Origin of the sequence: Maribacter thermophilus (assembly GCF_001020565.1) — a bacterium.
GTDB classification, from domain to species: Bacteria; Bacteroidota; Bacteroidia; order Flavobacteriales; family Flavobacteriaceae; genus Maribacter; species Maribacter thermophilus.
This window is the reverse complement of sequence record NZ_LDAS01000001.1, coordinates 3,946,267-3,966,526: the sequence shown is the minus strand read 5'-3', so window position 1 is coordinate 3,966,526 and position 20,260 is coordinate 3,946,267. Positions and strand designations below refer to the sequence as shown.

Below are 20,260 nucleotides of genomic sequence, written 5' to 3'. Positions count from 1 at the left end.
TAAAAGGAACTCTGTATTTATCTTAAGATCAACATGGCATCACCATAAGAATAGAACCTATAGCCTTCCATTATTGCTTCTTTATATGCTTTTTTCATCAAATCATGCCCCATAAATGCAGACACCATCATTAACAAAGTTGATTTTGGCAAATGAAAATTGGTAATCATTGCATTTGCAATACTGAAATCGTATGGTGGAAAGATAAATTTATTCGTCCAGCCTTCAAAAGTATTTAGGGTATGGTTAGATGATACCGCACTCTCTAAACCTCTCATTACCGTAGTACCTACGGCACATATACGACGTTTTTGCAATTTCGCATTGTTCACGATTTCGGTGGCCTTTTCATCTATGACCAACTCTTCGCTATCCATTTTATGTTTAGAAAGGTCCTCTACTTCCACAGGGTTAAAAGTACCAAGACCAACATGAAGGGTCAACTCTGCAAAGTCGATACCTTTTATTTCCAACCTTTTCAACAAATGTTTAGAAAAGTGTAACCCTGCCGTAGGTGCCGCTACCGCGCCCTCATATTTTGCATAAATGGTCTGGTAACGCTCTTCGTCTTCTGGCTCTACATCTCTCTTTATGTATTTTGGCAAAGGTGTTTGTCCGAGCTCCCTCAATTTTCTTCTAAAATCCAAATAAGCCCCATCGTATAAAAAGCGCAGTGTTCTCCCTCTCGAAGTCGTATTGTCTATAACCTCGGCAACCAATGTTTCGTCATCGCCGAAATAAAGTTTGTTTCCAATACGTATTTTACGGGCAGGATCCACCAATACGTCCCATAAACGCTGTTCCTCGTTCAGCTCTCTTAACAAGAACACTTCGATACGCGCTCCGGTCTTTTCTTTGTTTCCGTACAAACGGGCAGGGAATACTTTGGTATTGTTAAGGACCATCACATCACCTTCATCAAAATAATCGATCATGTCCTTGAACATCCTATGCTCTATCTTTCCGGTATCCGCATGGACCACCATTAATTTAGATTCATCCCTATTTTCGGATGGGTGTTCAGCCAATAATTCTTTTGGAAGTTCAAAATTAAAGTTAGATAATTTCATGTGGCTAATTTTTTTAGTCTAGCAAATTGCGGCTGCAAAGATACAATCTGAAACAGGGGGTTGTCAAGTAAATACGGAATTATAATTCTTCCACTTTAAATTGAAGCGTTTTCATGTCTTCCCAAAAGTCGGGATATGATTTGGAAACCACCATTGCATCGTTCACAAAAAGTGAGGTCTTTAAGGCCAAAGGGGCAAACGCCATGGCCATTCTATGATCGTTATAGGTATCTATGGCCACTTCGCTATTTATTGTATCGCCCGCACTTAATGTAAGTGTTTTATCGGTCACCGAAATATTGGCGCCCAATTTTGACAACTCTGTCTTTAACGCCTCTAACCTATCTGTCTCCTTTATCTTAAGGGTATGTAACCCTGTCAAGTAACAACCTATTCCCAAGCCAAAGCATGTTACCGCAATGGTTTGTGCTATATCGGGTGCATTGGCCAAATCTAGATCAATGTTGGATTCGCGACATTCTGAAACTTTCTTCAGCCTTATTTGATTATCCCCAAAAACAGTCTCTACCCCAAACTGCCTATAGATCTCGCTTAATACGCTATCGCCCTGAAGACTGTTCTTTTTGTAGGCCGACAGGGTAATTTCGCTACCTGTTTCGGCCAGGGCCACGATGCTATAAAAATAGGACGCCGAACTCCAATCCGATTCTACCACCAAGGTGGTATCGGCTACCGTTGGTGTAGCGCCGACTGCGATTGTATTTTTTTCAAACGATGTTTCAACCCCTATTTCCTCTAGCAATGACAAGGTCATTTTTATATAGGGCACCGACGTGATCTTGCCTACCAATTCCAATTCAAGACCATTCTCTAAACTAGGGGCCACCAACAAGAGTGATGATATATATTGACTGCTCACATTGGCAGGAAGGCTTACCTTGTTCTTTACTATTTTGTTTCCCTTTATTTTTAACGGAGGATAACCTTCTTGATCCACATAGGAAATATCGGCCCCCAACTCTTTTAAGGCGTCTACCAGAATCTTTATGGGGCGCTCGGTCATACGTTTCGAACCTGTAAGAACTACATCGCTACCTTCTAAGGTTGCAAAATAACCGGTCAAAAAACGCATGGCCGTACCTGCGTGGTGAATATCTACCGTTCCCGATTTCTTTGTTAAACCCCGGGCCATTACTTGGGCATCATCCGAATTGGAAAGATTTAAAATATCTATCCCATCATAGAGCGCAGATAACAATAGTGAACGGTTAGATTCACTCTTAGATCCCGTAATTTTAATGGTTTCTTTTAAAAGCTTGTCAGATGGGCCAGAAAGATGAAGTCTCAAGATATATATGTATTAAAAACGAACCCCAAATATAGTACTATTTGAGCTTTTTGTTATTGTGGTGCCGATCGTGATCTCGCTTTGTTTTTAAATCTAACTTCTTGTTAAAAGATTGTTGCAAATCTATTCCTGTTTGGTTAGCCAAGCACAAGACCACAAACAGTACATCTGCCAGCTCTTCCCCTAAATCCTTCGATTTATCAGATTCTTTTTCGCTTTGCTCACCATACCTACGGGCTATGATCCGGGCCACTTCGCCCACCTCTTCCGTAAGCTGCGCCATATTGGTCAATTCATTAAAATATCTGACCCCATGTTCTTTGATCCAATCGTCTACCGCTTTTTGTGCGTTTTGAATATTCATTACTCTTTGTTTTTTGTATCTATGATTATGGTTACGGGACCATCGTTCAACAAATCTACTTTCATGTCGGCACCAAATATACCCGTACCTACTTTTTTTCCTAGTTCGGATTCCAAATTTTTAACAAAATCCTCATAAAGGGGGATGGCAATGTCTGGCTTAGCTGCCTTTATATAAGAAGGCCGGTTGCCCTTTTTAACGGCCGCATGAAGCGTAAACTGACTTACTACGATTATATCACCGCCCACATCGGTAATAGATCTGTTCATGACACCTTCTTCATCATTAAAAATACGAAGGTTGACCACTTTTCTTACCAACCATTGAATATCTTCCAAACCGTCATCGTTCGTAATACCCAAAAGTAATAATAGGCCATTTTCTATAGATGATACGATCTTACCATCTACCGTTACACTAGCTCTTGACACGCGTTGTAAAACTGTTCTCATTTCTTTTCTCCGTAAGCATCCATTCTATAATTCTCTTCTTCCCCCGAAATCATCTGTAAATAACTTCTATAACGGCTCCAAGAAACCTTGCCTTCTTCAAGGGCTTCTTTTACACCACATTTGGGTTCATCTAAGTGAATACAGTTATTAAACTTACATGTATGTTTTAGATTAAAAAATTCTGGAAAATAATCTCCGATCTCTTCCCTTTCCATATCAACAATACCAAATCCTTTTATACCGGGAGTATCAATAATACGGGCACCAAAACTAAGGTCAAACATTTCTGCGAAGGTGGTCGTATGTTGCCCTTGCAGGTGTTGTTGAGAAATTTCTGCCGTTTTTATTTCTAAATTGGGCTCTATAGCATTGATCAAAGTAGATTTGCCTACGCCCGAATGACCGGAAAACATAGATGTTTTGCCAATCATCATCTCTTTTATCTTATCGACATTTTTACCGGTCTTAGCGGAAATACCCACACAGGTATACCCAATATCCCTGTAAAGGGCCGCCAAAAATTTAATCTCATCGATTTCTTCTTCCGAATACGTGTCTATTTTGTTGAACACCAAAACCACCGGAATATCATAGGCCTCTGCCGTTACTAAAAAACGGTCTATAAAAATGGTATATGTAGTTGGATTGTTCAAGGTAATCAATAAAAACACCTGATCTAGGTTGGCCGCTATAATATGTGTTTGCTTTGATAGGTTGACCGATTTTCGAATAATATAGTTCTTGCGATCCACAATACTATGGATCACCCCTACATTTTGTTCTCCTTTGTCCTCTAGCTCAAAATGAACCTGATCGCCTACCGCCACAGGATTTGTACTCTTAATGCCCTTGATCCTGAATTTACCTTTGATACGACATTCATAAAACTGCCCGTCACCAGCCTTCACCGTATACCAACTTCCTGTAGATTTATAAACTGTTCCTATCATCTTTTTAATTGATACTACAAAGAAACAATAATACTTTCAGAATCAAATATAAACAAGGGATCAAGAAAATCATTACCTGCACGCACCCTAATGACCAAAACACCATTGTTCTGTCGCAACAAATATCCATAACACACACAAAAAGCCCTTTTAAAAGGGCTTTTCATTTATTTTAAATGCTTGTTTTTTTTATTTCACCAGGTTTATTTCTACCCTTCTGTTCTTTTCCCTACCATCTTTATACATATTGGTAGCTATAGGTTTACTTTCGCCATACCCAACAGCTGTTAACCTTGAACTGTCTATGCCATTTTTGACCAAGAAATTCATAACAGCTTTGGCCCGTTCTTCAGAAAGCTTTTGATTGGTCTGTACAGAACCTATACTATCTGTATGCCCTTCTACGGTAAACTTGGCATTTGGGTACTCTTTTAAAATTTTAACGATATCCACCAAAACAGCGGTTGATTCATCTTTTAAAGTAGCTTTGCCCGATGTAAACAAAATGGTTTTTGCATACTCGTTCAATGATTTCTGCACTTCTTCTGTAACAACCGGTTCGGGACATCCGTTATTGGCAACGGTACCTACTTCATCTATACAGTTATCGTCCTTATCCAAAACACCATCTTGATCTGTATCTGGCCAAGGACAACCATTATTTTCTACAGGTCCGGCCTCTTCTACACATTTATCCTCGTTATCTAGAACTGTATCACCATCCGCATCTCCCCAAGGACAGCCGTTGTTCTCCACAGGCCCTGCTTCGTTCACACATTGGTCTTCATTATCCATGACGGTATCACCATCTGTATCTTCCCACGGACAACCGTTATTTTCTAAAGGTCCGGGAACTTTAGGACAATTGTCCAACTTATCTATAACACCATCTTCATCCTTATCTTTCGGACTTCCTTGATAAACGGGAATTTTTAAGCCTACATATACATCGCTCCCTTGTATTTTATCTTTTGTCAACGAAGTAATTAACGAACCGGAACCTAAATACAGCGGCCCGGCCCTAAAACCGGCTCCCATTTGAAAACCACTATATTGATAGGTACTAAATGGCAAGTAAAAACTAAACCACTTACTTTCAAAACGAGGTGTAAGCGATAATATATTTGCGTTTCTAACAATATTACTGCCTGTAGATTTCAATGAAATATCCGTATTCAGGTTTACATAGAAACCCTTATTTATATTATAGTCCACATTAAAATGTAACGCAGAGGGCAGTGATGATTTTATACCTTGTTCCGTACTTGTAAGCACGTATAAATTCTCTAATTTTTCTTCAATACCATCGTACTGCTCATAATCATCCTCTGTAATAGAATTGGTGATATCATAGGTATCCTCTACACCATCATCATACTTAACAGCTCCCAAATCCGTTACCGAAAGCCCTATCTTTAGCTTATATTTATTCTTATCTTTTTGTACATGTACCGTACCATCGGCATTGGTGGTCATATAGTTTTTATAATCCGGTCTCCATTCGTATACAAAACCAAGGTCTACCCCAAAACCACTTGCATTGTTGGGCATTTCAAATTCATAGTCGTCTCCTTCAAAGTCGTCACTGCTACCATAATTAATTTCACCCGTAGAGGTAAGAGTACCTACGGTTGAACTATCGGGCAAAGTGGCTCCATCGGCATCGTATGCAATTTGAACATCGTTACCAGTAGTATAAATATTACCTACCCCCTTTAGGTACTTTAAAGAAAGTCCCCCTTTTAAGAAGTGCTGTTCTTTATTGTATAGTACATGGGCATACGTTACCCCTATCTCTGCCCAACCACTGGCAGCACCGTAAAAATTACCTTCATCTACCATAAAATCACGGTTTTCATCAATACCGTCGTCCAAATCATCTATGGTCTCCCCATTGATCTCGCTCAAGGTCACAAATGCCCTCGCTCTTGAAAAAACCGCAATGGAACTCTTGGTAGTCAGGTTAAACATAAACGCAGGCCCCAATACATCTACATTGCCCGCTATATTATTATTTGTTGACGCGGACAGTTCCGCATCGGTGTCGTAATCAAAATCACTATCCATTAGATCAGAGAGTCCGACTCCTACGTAGTCGTTACTAAAAAATGCACTTGCCCCTACCAGGTTTACATCTGTTTTAAACCTAGAATCGGCAATATTGGCAGGGTTACTAATTACCCCGTGCACCCCACTATAGTTATCCGACAGGAAACCTATATAGGATTGGGCCTTAACACCTACCCCCATTAACATTACCAATCCTAAAAAAATAATTTTTTTCATACCTTGAACTTTAAGTTGATTGTTTTACAAACCCTTAACGCCCCTTAAATAGCAATATTGCCAAGAGATTAGGTATTTTCTTACAAGAAATAAAAAAGCAGCCAGTTGGCTGCTTTTTAGAATTTTGAAAAAGAAATCGGAACCCTAAGAGTTTACTATTTTCTCTTGGTGATTGATAGACTCTTGGTGAATTGCCTTGAACATTCTTAAGACAAATTCTTCACTTAACCCCTTACTTTCTCCTTCTAAGATCATGGCTCCCAAAATCTGGTTCCATCTATTGGACTGTAAAACGGCCACATTTTTTTGTTTTTTAAGAGCACCGATACTATCGGAAATCTTCATTCTTTTACCCAAAGTCTCGATCAATTGATTGTCGATCATATCTATCTGAGCTCTAAGATTACTTAATTCAGCGTTGTACTCCGCCTCTGGATCCGACTCTTTCCTGATTCTTAAATCTCTCATTATTTGAACCAATTTTTGTGGTGTAACCTGCTGGGCGGCATCACTCCATGCATTATCGGGATCGTGATGTGTTTCTATCATCAATCCGTCAAAATTAAGATCCAAGGCAGTTTGTGACACATCAAAGATCATATCTCTTTTTCCCGTGATATGTGATGGATCATTGATCAATGGCAGATCGGGAAACTTATTTTGAAACTCAACGGCCATTTGCCACTCTGGTATGTTTCTATATTTTGTTTTCTCGTAAGTAGAAAATCCTCTGTGGATAGCCCCTAATTTCTTTATTCCTGCGGTGTACAATCTTTCTATACCGCCCAACCATAATGCCAAATCAGGATTTACCGGGTTTTTCACCAAAACAATCTTATCGGTCCCTTCCAATGCATCGGCCAATTCTTGCATAATAAAAGGGCTTACCGTAGAACGTGCCCCAATCCAAAGCAAATCTACGTCATACTCCAAAGCTAATTCTACATGTGCTCTGTTCGCTACTTCGGTGGCTGTTTTTAGCCCGGTCTCTTCCTTGACCCTTTGCAGCCATTTTAAACCTAGGGCACCTACCCCTTCAAAATTACCTGGGCGCGTTCTTGGTTTCCAAATACCTGCCCTGTAATAATTTACATCGGTATCTTTTAATTCATGTGCAATCTTTAAAACTTGCTCCTCTGTTTCGGCGCTACATGGACCCGCTATTACTAATGGGTGGTCTAGTCCCATATCGTCCAACCAAGATCTCATTTCTTTACTATTCTCCATTACTTCTTATTTAGTGGTATTCCTTTTAATATTGATTTTATTTTATTTGTATTGTTCATTTCATTATAAATACCCTCAAAATCATCTGCCAACAGCAATTCACGAAAATCGGATAAATTCTGAATGTATTCATTTAGTGTTTCCACCACGTTTTCCTTATTATGCTCAAAAATGGGTGTCCACATGGCCGGTGAACTCTTTGCCAGTCTCACCGTACTTTCAAATCCACTGCCCGCCATGTCAAAAATATCACGTTCATTTTTTTCTTTTTCGATTACCGTCTTTCCTAACATAAAAGAACTGATGTGTGACAAATGAGAGACATATGCTATGTGCTTGTCATGAGCCTTGGGATTCATATATCTAATACGCATACCCAATAGCTGAAAAACATCCAATGCCTTTTCTTGCAACTTAAAAGCGGTCTTTTCTATTTCACATATGATATTGGTCTTACCTTCGAACAAACCATTTATGGCAGCGGACGGACCAGAAAATTCTGTACCCGCTATAGGGTGACACGCCAAAAAGTTTCTCCTTTTAGGATGATCCGACAAAACACTACAAATCAGCTCTTTGGTCGATCCCGCATCGCACACCACACAATCATCGTTTACGGCATCCAATATTTTCGGAAGCTCTGCCACCATCACGTTTACTGGCACACTTACGATTACAAAATCTGCCGACGACAAATCTGCATAACTAGATTTTTTATCAATAAGGTTCAATGCCAGCGCCTCTTCCAAATGTTGGGCATTGGTATCTATGCCATACACCGTTATATCCGGTATCCTTTCTTTCATGTCCTTCACCAAGGACCCTCCAATTAAGCCTATGCCTATTACAAATACGTTCATCTTAAAACCTATCTATTGCTTCTTTAATTTTTTCTTTTGTAACGCATAGGGAAAATCGAATATACCCCTCTCCATTACTTCCAAAAATTGTTCCCGGTGTAATAAAAATGTTCTTGTCGTATAAAATATCGTCTATGAAAGCTTCTGCCGATGACACCGTATTTGGGAGTTTTGCCCAAACAAACATTCCAACAGCCTTTGAATCAAAGGAACACCCTAATTTATCCACCAACTTAAAAATCAAATTCCGTCGTTCCTCATAGACGTCATTCAGACTATTGTACCAATCATCGGTACTTTGCAAGGCGGCTATGGCCCCTTTCTGAATTCCGTAGAACATACCGGAATCCATATTACTTTTTACTTTTAATATTGCGCTGATATGTTCGGGACTTCCCAAAACAAAACCTACACGCCAGCCTGCCATATTAAAGGTCTTACTTAAGGAGTTTAGCTCCAAACAATTTTCTTTGGCCCCTTCTATCTCCAAAATACTTTGCGGATTCTTGTTGAGCACAAAACTATATGGGTTATCATTCACCAAAAGAATATTGTTTCTTTTGGCAAAGGCGATCAATTGAGAAAATTGCTCTTTCGTCGCGGACGCCCCCGTAGGCATGTGTGGATAACAAACCCACATTATTTTCACCTTGCTCAAGTCTTTTGCCTCTAGCGCATCCAAATCAGGAAACCATCCATTTTCCTCTTTTAGGTCATAATATACCGGTACCGCCTCTACTAACTTGGTAACCGATGTGTATGTCGGATATCCCGGATTTGGCACCAACACCTCATCCCCTTTATCCAAGAAAGCCATGCTAATGTGCATTATACCTTCTTTTGACCCCATTAATGGAAGAATTTCGGTGGCAGGATCTGCTTGTACACCAAAGCTATTCTTGTAAAAAGAAGCGATGGCCGTTCTTAATTCCGGCAAGCCCTGATAGCTCTGGTACTGATGCGCGCCATCTTCTAAAATAGCATTCTGCACTGCATCGATCACTTTAGAAGAAGGAGCCAGATCAGGACTTCCGATCCCCATATTGATAACCGGTCTTCCTTCGGCGATCAACCCCCGAACTTCTCGTAATTTTCTTGAAAAGTAGTACTCCTGTACTGTTTTTAAACGTTCTGCCGTCTCTATCATAGCATGGCATTTTTATATTCCCCTAAAACTTTTATATCCTCTAACATGATATTCAAAAGTGATTTAGCCTTTTCAAAATCACTATAAACACCAAAAGTTACATCCACAAAAAAAGCATATTTCCAAGGGGTCTCAATAACAGGAAGGGATTGGATCTTGGTTAAATTCAAATTACAATCACTCATAACATTAAGCACTGTGGCCAAACTACCGCGTTTATGGTCGGTAATAAAGCGTACAGATGCCTTATTGATTTCTTCCTTAGGAATCTCTTTGTTCTTTGTCTTTACAATGATAAAACGGGTAGAATTATTTTTAATGGTCTGTATGTTATCCGCTACGATGTCCAACCCATATAATTCTGAAGCTACCTTGGGCGCAATAGCGGCTACATGCCCTAATTTTTGTTCTTGGATCCGCTTTGCCGTCTCTGCAGTATCTACATCTTCTACCAGTCTTATTTCGGGATAGTTTTTAAAAAACTCCTTACACTGCAAAAGTGCCATAGGATGGGAACTAACCTCTTTTATATCCCCGAATTTTTGGCCTTTTAAAACCATAAGGTTATGGTGAATATTCAAATATTGTTCCCCTATGATATGAAGGTTGTTTTGATAGACCAGTGCATAATTTGGGATGATAGACCCAGCTATGGAATTCTCTATAGCCATTATACCTTTATCCGCTTTCTTCTGCAACAATTGATCTACAACGGCATCAAAAGAAAGACACTCTAACAGTTCGAAATCTTCATCAAAATAATCTTTTGCTACTTGATGATGGTTAGAACCTTTAATTCCTTGTATGGCAACTTTTATTGGCACAATTTTTTATTAAAAAAAAAGTCCCGTGAAAAACGGGACTTTATAAATTTATATTGTTAATATATACTACAACAGTCCCGTACCTCTCTTAAAAAAGAAGTAAAAATAGAAACCGTTCCAGAAATATTGCTTACTCATAATATCAAAAACTTAGGCTAAAGTAACAATTAAATTTAAAAACCAGCCTACGACAGATTTTTTTTTTGATTTTTTTAATTATTATCTGAAAATAGCCCTATAAGTTTTCAAAATATCAAAATTTTAGTGCCAACCCTAGGCCTTTCTCAGATGGTACCAACCTATAGGTCGTTTTCCCCAAACTATCGTTGTACTCTAAAATGGCATTCTTCTTGTTCTTATTTGCCAAGCAGTAGAATATGGAACCTACAATGGCCGTACCTGCAAAACCTATAATCGGGGCGGTAGTTTCTTTGTCTCCACCCTCGTTTACAAGATACCATATTCCGAAGCCAAGATTTGCCGTAGCGGCGGCAAAGGTAATACCGTAGTCCTTTTTCGCCTTTGTCCAATATACTTCCGATGTCGGGTTAGAATCCATTGCCATACCAAACTCTTTCCAGGTCATCTTCTCCTTGTCCTTATAAAACTCATCTCCCCACATACCCTGAAAAACGGTTATTTCTTGAGAATAGGTTTCATGGATCGAAAATAAAAGGAAAGCGAACGTTGTAAGTAGAAATATCTTTTTCATAGCATTTTTGTTTAAATATAATCACTATTTATTAAACAAAATAAAAAGACAACGCATTTAACACCTTTTTAATAAGGCAGTTAAAGCCAAAAAGGTCTTATTTAAAGATCAAAGTCCCGTTAAAGATTTCCTCCACATCTACCGTCTCAGGACGATTATATGAAATAACATCTCCAGTACCCCGAATTATCCCAGAAATAGATTGTTGTGGGTTTACCAAAATATCATTGGTACCTCTATGACTTAGGCTAACATGTTGCGCAATCAGGTTTTCCGCCTCGATTCTTGAGTCTCCGGCAGCAACAGTCAAATTTAGATTTTCGGTAGCTCCCCTTAATTTAAAATAAGCGATTCCGTTTACCACTATATTTAAATCGGACGTATTTATGTTTAGATCAAATTCTCCGTCGGTAGTTTCGGTTTCAGGATTACTATAACTTTCAGAATATAGGGTTAAGCTTGTATATGAAAGCACACCATCACTTCTAATTGCCAACCCTGTACTACTTCTTATCTCATTAATATTGGGAGATGTTACATATACCGTGGTCACCCCATACTCCCTAAACAGGTTACAAGTATTTTCGTTTCTAAGAACCAATCGGTCTCCCTCCACTACGGCCGTTACCCCATCCAAAAGATACTCCCCCGTTTCTATTTCCACTTTCTGGGTATCGCCCTGTTTTAATACAACAGCTATTTCTTCAAAAACGGTAATCTTTTTAAAATCGGCTACGGCAACTTCTGTTCTTACAATGTCTCCGACATTTTGAAAACAATCCGGAGCATTTTCAGAATTACATGAAGAGACGAATAGAGATACCATCAATAGCAAAACCAATTTCGCTACAAAAAAATTTCTATAATTATATTTCTGAGTTTTCGACATCTGTGTATTACAATCTTATTCCTATTCCAAATTCTACAGCCTCCGCAGCGGCACCATGTGACTTAAGGGTCACGGCCCCAAATATCTTATCTCCAAAATAGCGCTTTAACCCTATTCTGTTATACACCCTTCCCTCAAAATCAAAAGGATAATAAACATAGTAACCAAGCTGGGTTATTACCGACATTTTATTGATAAACAGCTCGTGTCCCAAAAATACACCAACCCTCTTATAGTCATCATCAGCATCAACATCCATTTCTGGAAAGGAGGTTGCCTGAAACCGTATCAACTCTTTTAAGAAATTGGAAAAAAATACATCTGTTCCTATCTGTATGGCGCTTTTTCTCCCCAGTCGTTTGTCTGCATAGGCGGATACAATAAAAAAGCCGTGTTGCCCCATACCTATAACATCACTTTCATTGACGCCCCCTCTCAATGCCAGGTTATATCTTATAGGTTCTTTCACCTTTTCCCTGTCCGCTGTTTCAATGTATTCAAGTTCGTTTTCCCAATCTAGGGAATACGTTAGCCCTACATTTAGAGCCAAGGTATTCGTAGAGGTGTTCGGCGCCCTAAAATTTGCATTTGAATAATGCATTAAACTAACTCCTGCCATTACCCCCAAACCTTTAAAAATGTTCTCTTTATGATAATTAAGCATCAAATAAGTAGAACTTAGAACATCGGACCCATAGGCATTATTTCTAAAATTGGTCTCTTTATCATACGGATTGGTACTATACGCGATACCCTGACCAATTCTAAGTTGAACATTTCTCTTAAGAAAGTAAAAATTGTAGTGTGCGTACACACCGTAGAGCTCTCCTAAAGTATTGTTGTTCATATTTTGATATATGAAAGAGGCCCCATAGTCTGGGTAATTATATAATTCTTCCCATTCTTTAGACCCATAGGTTTTTCTACTATAACCAAGAATAATACCACCAGGATGGTTGGTTATAAGGTGTGATATATCAGGATTGTGCAATAACACAGAACCATAAAACTGGTTCACATCAAGTGTATATTTTTTAATCTCTTCTTGTTCTTGGGAAAAACATAAAACGCCAAAAAAGAATAGGGGCAAAAAAAACTTTAAGTTCATGGACAACAAAATTAAGAAATAAGAGCTACCTCTCTTTATAAAGCTTCAACAATTCACTTGTATGCACCTAAAATACTTCTTTGGCAATGGCCTTTATGTTATCCGATTTGCCCATAGAATAGTAATGCAATACAGGAACCCCAGCCTCTTTCAACTCTTTAGACTGTTGAATGGCCCATTCTATGCCCACTTGTCTTACCGCTTTGTTATCGTTACATTTATCTACCGCATCTATTAGATCTTGTGGCAAATCTATTCTAAAAACCTGTGGCAACAATTGTAAATGTCGCTTTACGGCGATTGGTTTTATCCCTGGTATGATAGGAATATCTATTCCAATGTTCCTAGCCGCATCCACAAATTCAAAATACTTTTTATTATCAAAGAACATTTGTGTAACCACATAGTTCGCCCCTGCATCAACTTTTTCTTTCAATCTCTTTAAATCAGATTGTAAAGAAGGGGCCTCCAAATGTTTTTCAGGATAACCCGCCACACCTATACAAAAATCGGCATGGTTGTCAGATTCTATAATTTCATGTAAATATTTACCCTCGCTCAGGTTCCTGATCTGTTCCACAAGACCTTTGGCATAACCATGTCCGCCTTTGGTAGGTTGAAAGTACTTCTCTTCTTTCCTGGCGTCTCCGCGCAATGCCATCACATTGTCTATTCCCAAATAATGACAATCCACCAAAACATATTCCGTTTCTTCTTTTGTGAAGCCTCCGCAAAGCAAATGCGGAACGGTATCTACCTGATACTTATGTTGAATGGAAGAACATATACCCACTGTACCCGGACGCATACGGGTAATCTTCTTATCTAAAAGTCCTTCTTTATTTATATACACATATTCTTCCCGAGAGGTGGTTACATCTATAAAAGGAGGCTTAAATTCCATTAAAGGATCTATATTATCGTAAAGTTCCTTAATATTTCTTCCTTTTACGGGCGGAATAATCTCGAAAGAGAACAGGGTTTTTCCCTCGGCTTTCTTTATATGGTCTGTTACTTTCATTTATGCTGAAATTGTTTCAGTAGCTTCTTATTATTTACGTCTTATTTTATGAACGGCCCTATTTCTTTACTCTTTTGTCTGTAAAAACAAAAAAAGATATAATCCGTAATGTACTATTAAAATTAGTCTTCAACTATATTCGGCGCTAACCATTTACGGGCTTCATCCAAAGATATTCCTTTTCTATTGGCATAATCGGCCACTTGATCTTCCTTTATTTTTCCGAGTCCAAAATATTTAGCCTCCTTATTAGCAAAATAGTACCCCGATACAGCTGCCGAGGGCCACATAGCAAGACTATCGGTAAGTTTTACCCCTATATTTTCCTCGACCTGTAGCATTTCCCAAATGGTCAGTTTTTCTAAATGATCCGGGCATGCCGGATATCCTGGAGCAGGTCGTATACCCTTGTAAGATTCTTTTATAAGGTCTTCGTTACTTAAATCCTCATCTGAGGCATACCCCCAATACCTTGTTCGAACCTCTTTATGCAAATATTCCGCAAAGGCCTCTGCCAGGCGATCGGCCAACGCTTTTACCATTATAGAATTATAGTCATCCAATTTTTCGCGATACTCGGCGGCTAGCTCTTCGGCACCAAAACCTGTTGTTACACAAAAAGCCCCTATATAATCTTGAACACCGCTTTCTTTTGGAGCTATAAAATCTGCCAAGGCATAATCGGGCACTCCTTCCTTACGTTTTAATTGTTGACGTAGGGTTCTAAAAATATAGGTACCGGAAACATCACCATTTGGCGCTACGACCGATACTTCTATATCATCATCGTTTATCGTATTTGCCGGAAATAGACCAAAAATACCTTTTGCTTTCAATAGTTTTTTAGATAAAATCTCTTGGAGCATATTCTGGGCATCGGCAAATAATTCCGTCGCCTGTTGCCCAACCACCTCATCGGTTAGTATATCAGGATATTTACCATGTAATTCCCAACTTCTAAAAAAGGGTGTCCAGTCTATAAAAGGCACTAATTTTTCCAAATCCTCATCTTCTATAAGATGCAGCCCTAATTGGTTGGGCTTATAAATTTCAGAAGTTTCCCAATCTATCCTAAACTTATTGTCCCTTATTTGTTGAAGCGTTTTATATTCTTTTTTCACGGAACGCTTCAAGAACTTTTCCCTAAAAGAATCGTATTCTTCCTTTATTGTTTTTTTATACTTGTCGGATGTCTCTTTCTGCAATAAATCACCCACCACGGTAACTGCCCTAGAAGCATCGTTTACATGTACAACGGCTTCACTATACTGCGGATCTATTTTTACGGCGGTATGGGCCTTACTAGTGGTAGCCCCTCCTATCAACAAAGGAATTTTAAAATTTTTACGTTCCATCTCCTTTGCCAGATGTACCATCTCGTCCAGCGATGGGGTAATAAGTCCGCTCAACCCAATAATGTCCACATTATGTTCAATGGCCTCCGAAATAATTTTTTCTGGCGGAACCATAACGCCGAGGTCTACGATCTCATAATTATTACAGGCCAAAACAACACTTACGATGTTCTTGCCGATGTCATGCACGTCACCTTTAACGGTGGCCATAAGTATCTTACCTGCACCTTCAGAATCACCTTCTTTTGGGTTCAGAAGTTTTTCTTCCTCTATATAGGGTAATAGATACGCAACCGCTTTCTTCATTACCCTCGCGGATTTAACCACTTGTGGTAAAAACATTTTTCCACTACCAAAGAGATCGCCCACCACATTCATTCCTATCATCAAATGGCCCTCGATTACCTCAATGGGTTTATCGGCAGCTTGCCGAGCTTCCTCGACATCTTCTTCTATATACTGGTCTATCCCTTTTACCAAGGCCCTTGTGATCCTATCTTGCAAGGGTTCTTCTCGCCAAGACAGATCTACTTTACTTTCCTTTGCCTTTCCTACGACCGATTCGGCAAAATCCAACAAACGCTCCGTAGCATCATCGCGCCTGTTTAAGATTACATCTTCTACATGCTCTAAAAGATCCTTGGGAATATTATCATAAACCTCCAACATACTAGGGTTGACGATACCCATATTCATACCCGCCTTGATCGCATGGTACAGAAATACGGAATGCATGGCTTCTCGAACGGGATTATTTCCCCTAAAGGAAAAAGAAACATTACTTACGCCCCCACTAACACTAGCATAGGGCAAGTTTTCTCGAACCCACTTTGTAGCCCTTATAAAATCTAGGGCGTTTAATTTATGTTCTTCCATTCCTGTTGCCACAGGAAAAATGTTCAAATCAAAAATGATATCCTCCGCAGGAAAACCGACCTTATCCACAAGAATATCATACGAGCGTTTAGAAATCTCTACACGGCGCTCATAATTATCTGCCTGCCCTACTTCATCAAAAGCCATGACAATAACCGCCGCCCCATATCTTTTAATCAATTTGGCATGGTGTATAAATGCCTCTTCGCCTTCTTTAAGGCTGATTGAATTTACAACGCACTTTCCTTGTACCACCTGTAGACCGGCCTCTATAATATCCCATTTAGAACTATCGATCATAATGGGTACACGGGCAATATCTGGCTCGGCAATAACCAAGTTTAAAAATTTGACCATGGCCTCTTTACCATCGATCAAACCATCATCCATATTAATATCGATAATCTGGGCGCCATTTTCCACTTGATCGCGAGCCACATCCAAAGCTTCTTCAAACTTCTCTTCTTTAATAAGTCGCAAAAACCGTTTGGATCCGGCAACGTTGGTACGCTCACCTACATTAATAAAGTTACTTTCTGGAGTAACCACCAAAGGCTCCAGACCACTTAACCTTAAGAATTTTGTTTTTGTTTTTTCCATTTATAACTCTTCTGCCAATATGGGTCTGGGAGAATAATCCTTCACTAAATTTGCAATTGCCGTAATATGCTCGGGAGTGGTACCACAGCATCCACCAACGATGTTTACCAAACCTTTTTCTACATATTCCTTTATTTGTGCGGCCATTTGTTCAGGGGTTTCGTCATACTCGCCAAATGCATTGGGCAACCCTGCATTGGGGTGGGCAGAAACCGCATGTTCACTTTTTGTTGCCAACACCTCTAAATGTGGCACCAACTGGCTTGCTCCCAAGGCACAATTGAACCCTACGGATAAAATAGGAATATGTGAAATGGATATCAAAAATGCTTCCGCCGTTTGACCCGACAGGGTTCTTCCTGAGGCATCGGTAATGGTTCCGCTTACCATAACGGGCACTTCTATATTTCTTTCTTCTTTCACTTCCTCAATGGCAAACAATGCCGCTTTAGCATTCAAAGTATCAAAAATGGTCTCTATTAAAAGTAAATCGGCGCCACCATCCAATAAAGCCTCCGCTTGTTGTTTATATGCTACCCGTAGTTCTTCGAAAGAGATTGCCCTGAATCCTGGATCGTTAACATCGGGGGACATACTGGCCGTTTTATTCGTAGGCCCCATACTACCAGCTACAAAACGTGGTTTATTCGGTTCTTTTTGGGTAAATTCATCCGCTACCATTCTGGCGATTCTGGCCGACTCATAATTAAGCTCGTACACTAAATCTTCCATATGATAATCCGCCATTGCAATCGTTGTTCCCGAAAACGTATTTGTTTCTACAATATCGGCCCCGGCCTCAAAATATTTACGATGCACATCGGCAATGGCCTTTGGTTGGGTAAGGGACAACAAATCGTTATTGCCCTGTAACGGGTACTCCCAATCCTTAAAACGGTCTCCCCTAAAATCTTCCTCGGTAAACTTGTAGCGCTGCAACATGGTACCCATGGCACCGTCCAACACCAGAATTCGCTCTTTTAATATATCTTGAATCTTTTTCATTTTTTATCCCCTTACCAGGCCCTCCATAACATCTTAATTAAGGTTCTATAAAATCTACGAACAACTATCAAGCAAAGGAATAAATACAGGCGAATGCCTCTCTTTGTTATCTGCCCCAACAAAGTGGGATAGAATGTAGCACCTTCTTTATAAGAAAAGGGTTGCCAAGGTTTCACCGGGTCTATTCCCTCCGCCTTTCTTGATAACTATATCAGTGTTTAAATGAACTTGCGCAAAGTAACGGCTCTACCTTTTTAAAAACAAATTAAACGTTTCTTTTTATCACTTTGCTATTGGACAAAAACCTCATAATCAAAAAGAATATGAGGTTTTCCGTCAAAAAAAATAAAATCTTTAGGCAATGCTCTGAACTACCTCTTTCTTTGCTTCTTTTTTTGAACCATCGAATCCCTCTACACCTCCAACCGTGGTATATTTCATTACATATCGTTTTCCGGGATTAACTATTTGATAGGCATACTGGCACATGACCGCAGCTTCATGAAACCCTGACAAGATCAACTTTAACTTACCTTCGTAGGTATTTACATCACCAATGGCAAAAACTCCGGGGAGATTGGTTTGATAATCTTTTGCGTTGTTTACCTTAATGGCGTTCTTTTCTATTTCCAAGCCCCAATTTCCAATGGGCCCTAATTTTGGCGAAAGACCAAACAATGGTATAAAATTATCTACAGGCAAATAGGTTTCTCCCTTATCGGCATCGTTGTGCTTAATTACCACCGCCTCTAACTTTTCGTCACCATACAATTTCTTTACCTCAGCTTCGGTAAATAGTTTTATTTTACCCAATTTAGCAAGTTCAGATGCCTTTTCAACAGAGTCCAACGCACCTCTAAATTCGTTTCTTCGATGCACCAAAGAAACCTCTGAGGCAACATCTGCCAAAAATATGGCCCAGTCCAAAGCGGAGTCTCCCCCACCGGCAATGACTACCTTTTTATCACGGTACACCTCCGGGTCTTTCACCATATAGGCAACACCCTTATCCTCAAAGTCGGCAATATTGGCTATGGGCGGTTTTCTTGGCTCAAAAGACCCCAACCCACCGGCTATGACCACAACAGGAGCTTGATGCTGTGTACCTTTATTGGTTGTTACCACATAAGAACCGTCTTCTTGTCTGTCTAACTTTTCGGCTCGTTCGCCCAAGGTGAAACCTGCCTCAAAAGGTTTTATCTGCTCCATTAGATTATCTACCAAAGTACCTGCCAACACCTCTGGGAATGCCGGAATATCATAAATGGGCTTTTTCGGATAAATCTCTGAGCATTGCCCACCGGGTTGTGGCAAGGCATCTATTAAATGACATTTCAGTTTTAGCAATCCGGCTTCAAAAACGGTGAACAATCCCGTAGGCCCTGCACCTATTATCAATATATCTGTCTTTATCATATTTTCTGACTTAATTCTAATTGTTTATCCCTTATTATTTGTATCATTTTTTCTCTATGGCGCACGACCTCACCGATAATTATGATGGCCGGATTGGCCAACCCCTCTTCATCTACAATACTTACAATACTATCAATGGTTCCAACCCCTATTTTTTCATTTTCCCTAGTTCCATTTTGGATAATGGCTACCGGTGTCTCCCCTTTTCCTTCCGCCTTGAACAAGCCAACGATTTGAGACAGTTTTGACATCCCCATTAAAATGGCTACGGTGGCATTGCTTTTAGCCGCCAACGCTACATCTTCAGATAACTTGTGATCTTTTGTTGTGCCTGTAATCATCCAAAAACTTTCGGAAGCACCTCTTTTGGTAACAGGTATGTTTTGATACCCCGGAACACTAAGACCAGAAGATATTCCTGGCACCATGGCCACCTCCAGTCCTTTTGATGCCGCATATTCCATTTCTTCGGCACCACGACCAAAGACAAAGGGGTCTCCCCCTTTTAACCGTACCACATGACCATACGAATGGGCCCTTGAGACAATAAGTTCGTTTATTTGGTCTTGCTGATAGGCATAACATCCTTTTCGTTTTCCAACAAAAATCTTTTCTGCATGTGGAGCATACTGCAACAATGCATCATTCACCAAAGCATCGTAAAGCACCACATTGGCATTGTTTAATGCTTTTATGGCCTTTATCGTAATTAATTCTGGATCTCCGGGACCTGCGCCTACAACAGTCAATTTAGCAGGGGTCGCCTTACAGCTATTTCTAAATTCCATA

At 39.7% G+C, this 20,260-nt stretch carries 19 protein-coding genes and 1 riboswitch; all 19 genes read right to left on the bottom strand.

All coding sequences use genetic code 11. The features are described 5' to 3' along the window. Nucleotides 1–17 precede the first annotated feature (17 nt). Nucleotides 18–1,070, bottom strand: coding sequence for a tRNA preQ1(34) S-adenosylmethionine ribosyltransferase-isomerase QueA (gene queA, locus AB657_RS17170; RefSeq protein ID WP_047247623.1), 1,053 nt, complete (start codon nucleotides 1,068–1,070; stop codon nucleotides 18–20). Nucleotides 1,071–1,149: 79 nt separating this feature from the next. Continuing rightward, a complete protein-coding gene (locus AB657_RS17165) occupies nucleotides 1,150–2,379 on the bottom strand; it encodes a 3-phosphoshikimate 1-carboxyvinyltransferase (RefSeq protein WP_047247622.1) in 1,230 nt (409 codons plus the stop codon). A gap of 37 nt (nucleotides 2,380–2,416) precedes the next feature. Next, entirely contained in the window at nucleotides 2,417–2,743 is a 327-nt protein-coding gene (locus AB657_RS17160; protein ID WP_047247621.1) for a nucleotide pyrophosphohydrolase, read from the bottom strand. Next, entirely contained in the window at nucleotides 2,743–3,195 is a 453-nt protein-coding gene (dtd, locus tag AB657_RS17155; RefSeq protein ID WP_047247620.1) for a D-aminoacyl-tRNA deacylase, read from the bottom strand. The genes AB657_RS17160 and dtd overlap by 1 nt, the downstream gene beginning before the upstream one ends. Continuing rightward, nucleotides 3,192–4,145, bottom strand: a complete 954-nt coding sequence (rsgA, locus tag AB657_RS17150) for a ribosome small subunit-dependent GTPase A (RefSeq protein ID WP_047247619.1) — start codon at nucleotides 4,143–4,145, stop codon at nucleotides 3,192–3,194. The genes dtd and rsgA overlap by 4 nt, the downstream gene beginning before the upstream one ends. A 14-nt stretch (nucleotides 4,146–4,159) precedes the next feature. Next, nucleotides 4,160–4,312: a hypothetical protein gene (locus AB657_RS18025; RefSeq protein WP_157491801.1), complete on the bottom strand. Its 153-nt coding sequence runs from the start codon at nucleotides 4,310–4,312 to the stop codon at nucleotides 4,160–4,162. A gap of 22 nt (nucleotides 4,313–4,334) precedes the next feature. Next, complete coding sequence (locus AB657_RS17145) at nucleotides 4,335–6,431, bottom strand: DUF5723 family protein (RefSeq protein ID WP_047247618.1); 2,097 nt, start codon at nucleotides 6,429–6,431, stop codon at nucleotides 4,335–4,337. Nucleotides 6,432–6,575: 144 nt separating this feature from the next. Next, a complete protein-coding gene (locus AB657_RS17140; RefSeq protein WP_047247617.1) occupies nucleotides 6,576–7,658 on the bottom strand; it encodes a bifunctional 3-deoxy-7-phosphoheptulonate synthase/chorismate mutase type II in 1,083 nt (360 codons plus the stop codon). Continuing rightward, nucleotides 7,658–8,518 (bottom strand): prephenate dehydrogenase, encoded by an 861-nt coding sequence (locus tag AB657_RS17135; RefSeq protein WP_047247616.1) that lies wholly within the window; start codon nucleotides 8,516–8,518, stop codon nucleotides 7,658–7,660. The genes AB657_RS17140 and AB657_RS17135 overlap by 1 nt, the downstream gene beginning before the upstream one ends. Nucleotide 8,519: 1 nt before the next feature. Further along, nucleotides 8,520–9,665 carry a pyridoxal phosphate-dependent aminotransferase gene (locus tag AB657_RS17130; RefSeq protein ID WP_047247615.1) on the bottom strand — a complete coding sequence of 382 codons (1,146 nt, stop codon included), beginning with the start codon at nucleotides 9,663–9,665 and terminating at the stop codon, nucleotides 8,520–8,522. Then, nucleotides 9,662–10,489: a prephenate dehydratase gene (locus AB657_RS17125; RefSeq protein WP_047247614.1), complete on the bottom strand. Its 828-nt coding sequence runs from the start codon at nucleotides 10,487–10,489 to the stop codon at nucleotides 9,662–9,664. The genes AB657_RS17130 and AB657_RS17125 overlap by 4 nt, the downstream gene beginning before the upstream one ends. Before the next feature lie 253 nt (nucleotides 10,490–10,742). After that, nucleotides 10,743–11,201: a hypothetical protein gene (locus tag AB657_RS17120; RefSeq protein ID WP_047247613.1), complete on the bottom strand. Its 459-nt coding sequence runs from the start codon at nucleotides 11,199–11,201 to the stop codon at nucleotides 10,743–10,745. Between the two features lie 97 nt (nucleotides 11,202–11,298). Continuing rightward, entirely contained in the window at nucleotides 11,299–12,090 is a 792-nt protein-coding gene (locus AB657_RS17115) for a head GIN domain-containing protein (RefSeq protein WP_047247612.1), read from the bottom strand. A 7-nt stretch (nucleotides 12,091–12,097) separates the two neighbouring features. Continuing rightward, nucleotides 12,098–13,198: an acyloxyacyl hydrolase gene (locus AB657_RS17110; protein WP_047247611.1), complete on the bottom strand. Its 1,101-nt coding sequence runs from the start codon at nucleotides 13,196–13,198 to the stop codon at nucleotides 12,098–12,100. A 67-nt stretch (nucleotides 13,199–13,265) separates the two neighbouring features. Then, nucleotides 13,266–14,219 carry a methylenetetrahydrofolate reductase [NAD(P)H] gene (gene metF, locus AB657_RS17105; RefSeq protein WP_047247610.1) on the bottom strand — a complete coding sequence of 318 codons (954 nt, stop codon included), beginning with the start codon at nucleotides 14,217–14,219 and terminating at the stop codon, nucleotides 13,266–13,268. A gap of 122 nt (nucleotides 14,220–14,341) precedes the next feature. Next, nucleotides 14,342–17,050 (bottom strand): methionine synthase, encoded by a 2,709-nt coding sequence (gene metH, locus AB657_RS17100; protein ID WP_047247609.1) that lies wholly within the window; start codon nucleotides 17,048–17,050, stop codon nucleotides 14,342–14,344. Next, nucleotides 17,051–18,055 (bottom strand): homocysteine S-methyltransferase family protein, encoded by a 1,005-nt coding sequence (locus AB657_RS17095; RefSeq protein ID WP_047247608.1) that lies wholly within the window; start codon nucleotides 18,053–18,055, stop codon nucleotides 17,051–17,053. It lies immediately after the preceding gene. A gap of 103 nt (nucleotides 18,056–18,158) precedes the next feature. Next, a riboswitch (SAM riboswitch) is annotated at nucleotides 18,159–18,264 on the bottom strand. A 145-nt stretch (nucleotides 18,265–18,409) separates the two neighbouring features. Then, a complete protein-coding gene (locus AB657_RS17090) occupies nucleotides 18,410–19,471 on the bottom strand; it encodes an NAD(P)/FAD-dependent oxidoreductase (protein ID WP_047247607.1) in 1,062 nt (353 codons plus the stop codon). Next, on the bottom strand, nucleotides 19,468–20,259 hold the full coding sequence (gene cobA, locus AB657_RS17085) for a uroporphyrinogen-III C-methyltransferase (protein ID WP_047247606.1): 792 nt from the start codon (nucleotides 20,257–20,259) through the stop codon (nucleotides 19,468–19,470). Before cobA ends, AB657_RS17090 begins: the two co-directional genes overlap by 4 nt. Between the last annotated feature and the right edge of the window lies 1 nt (nucleotide 20,260).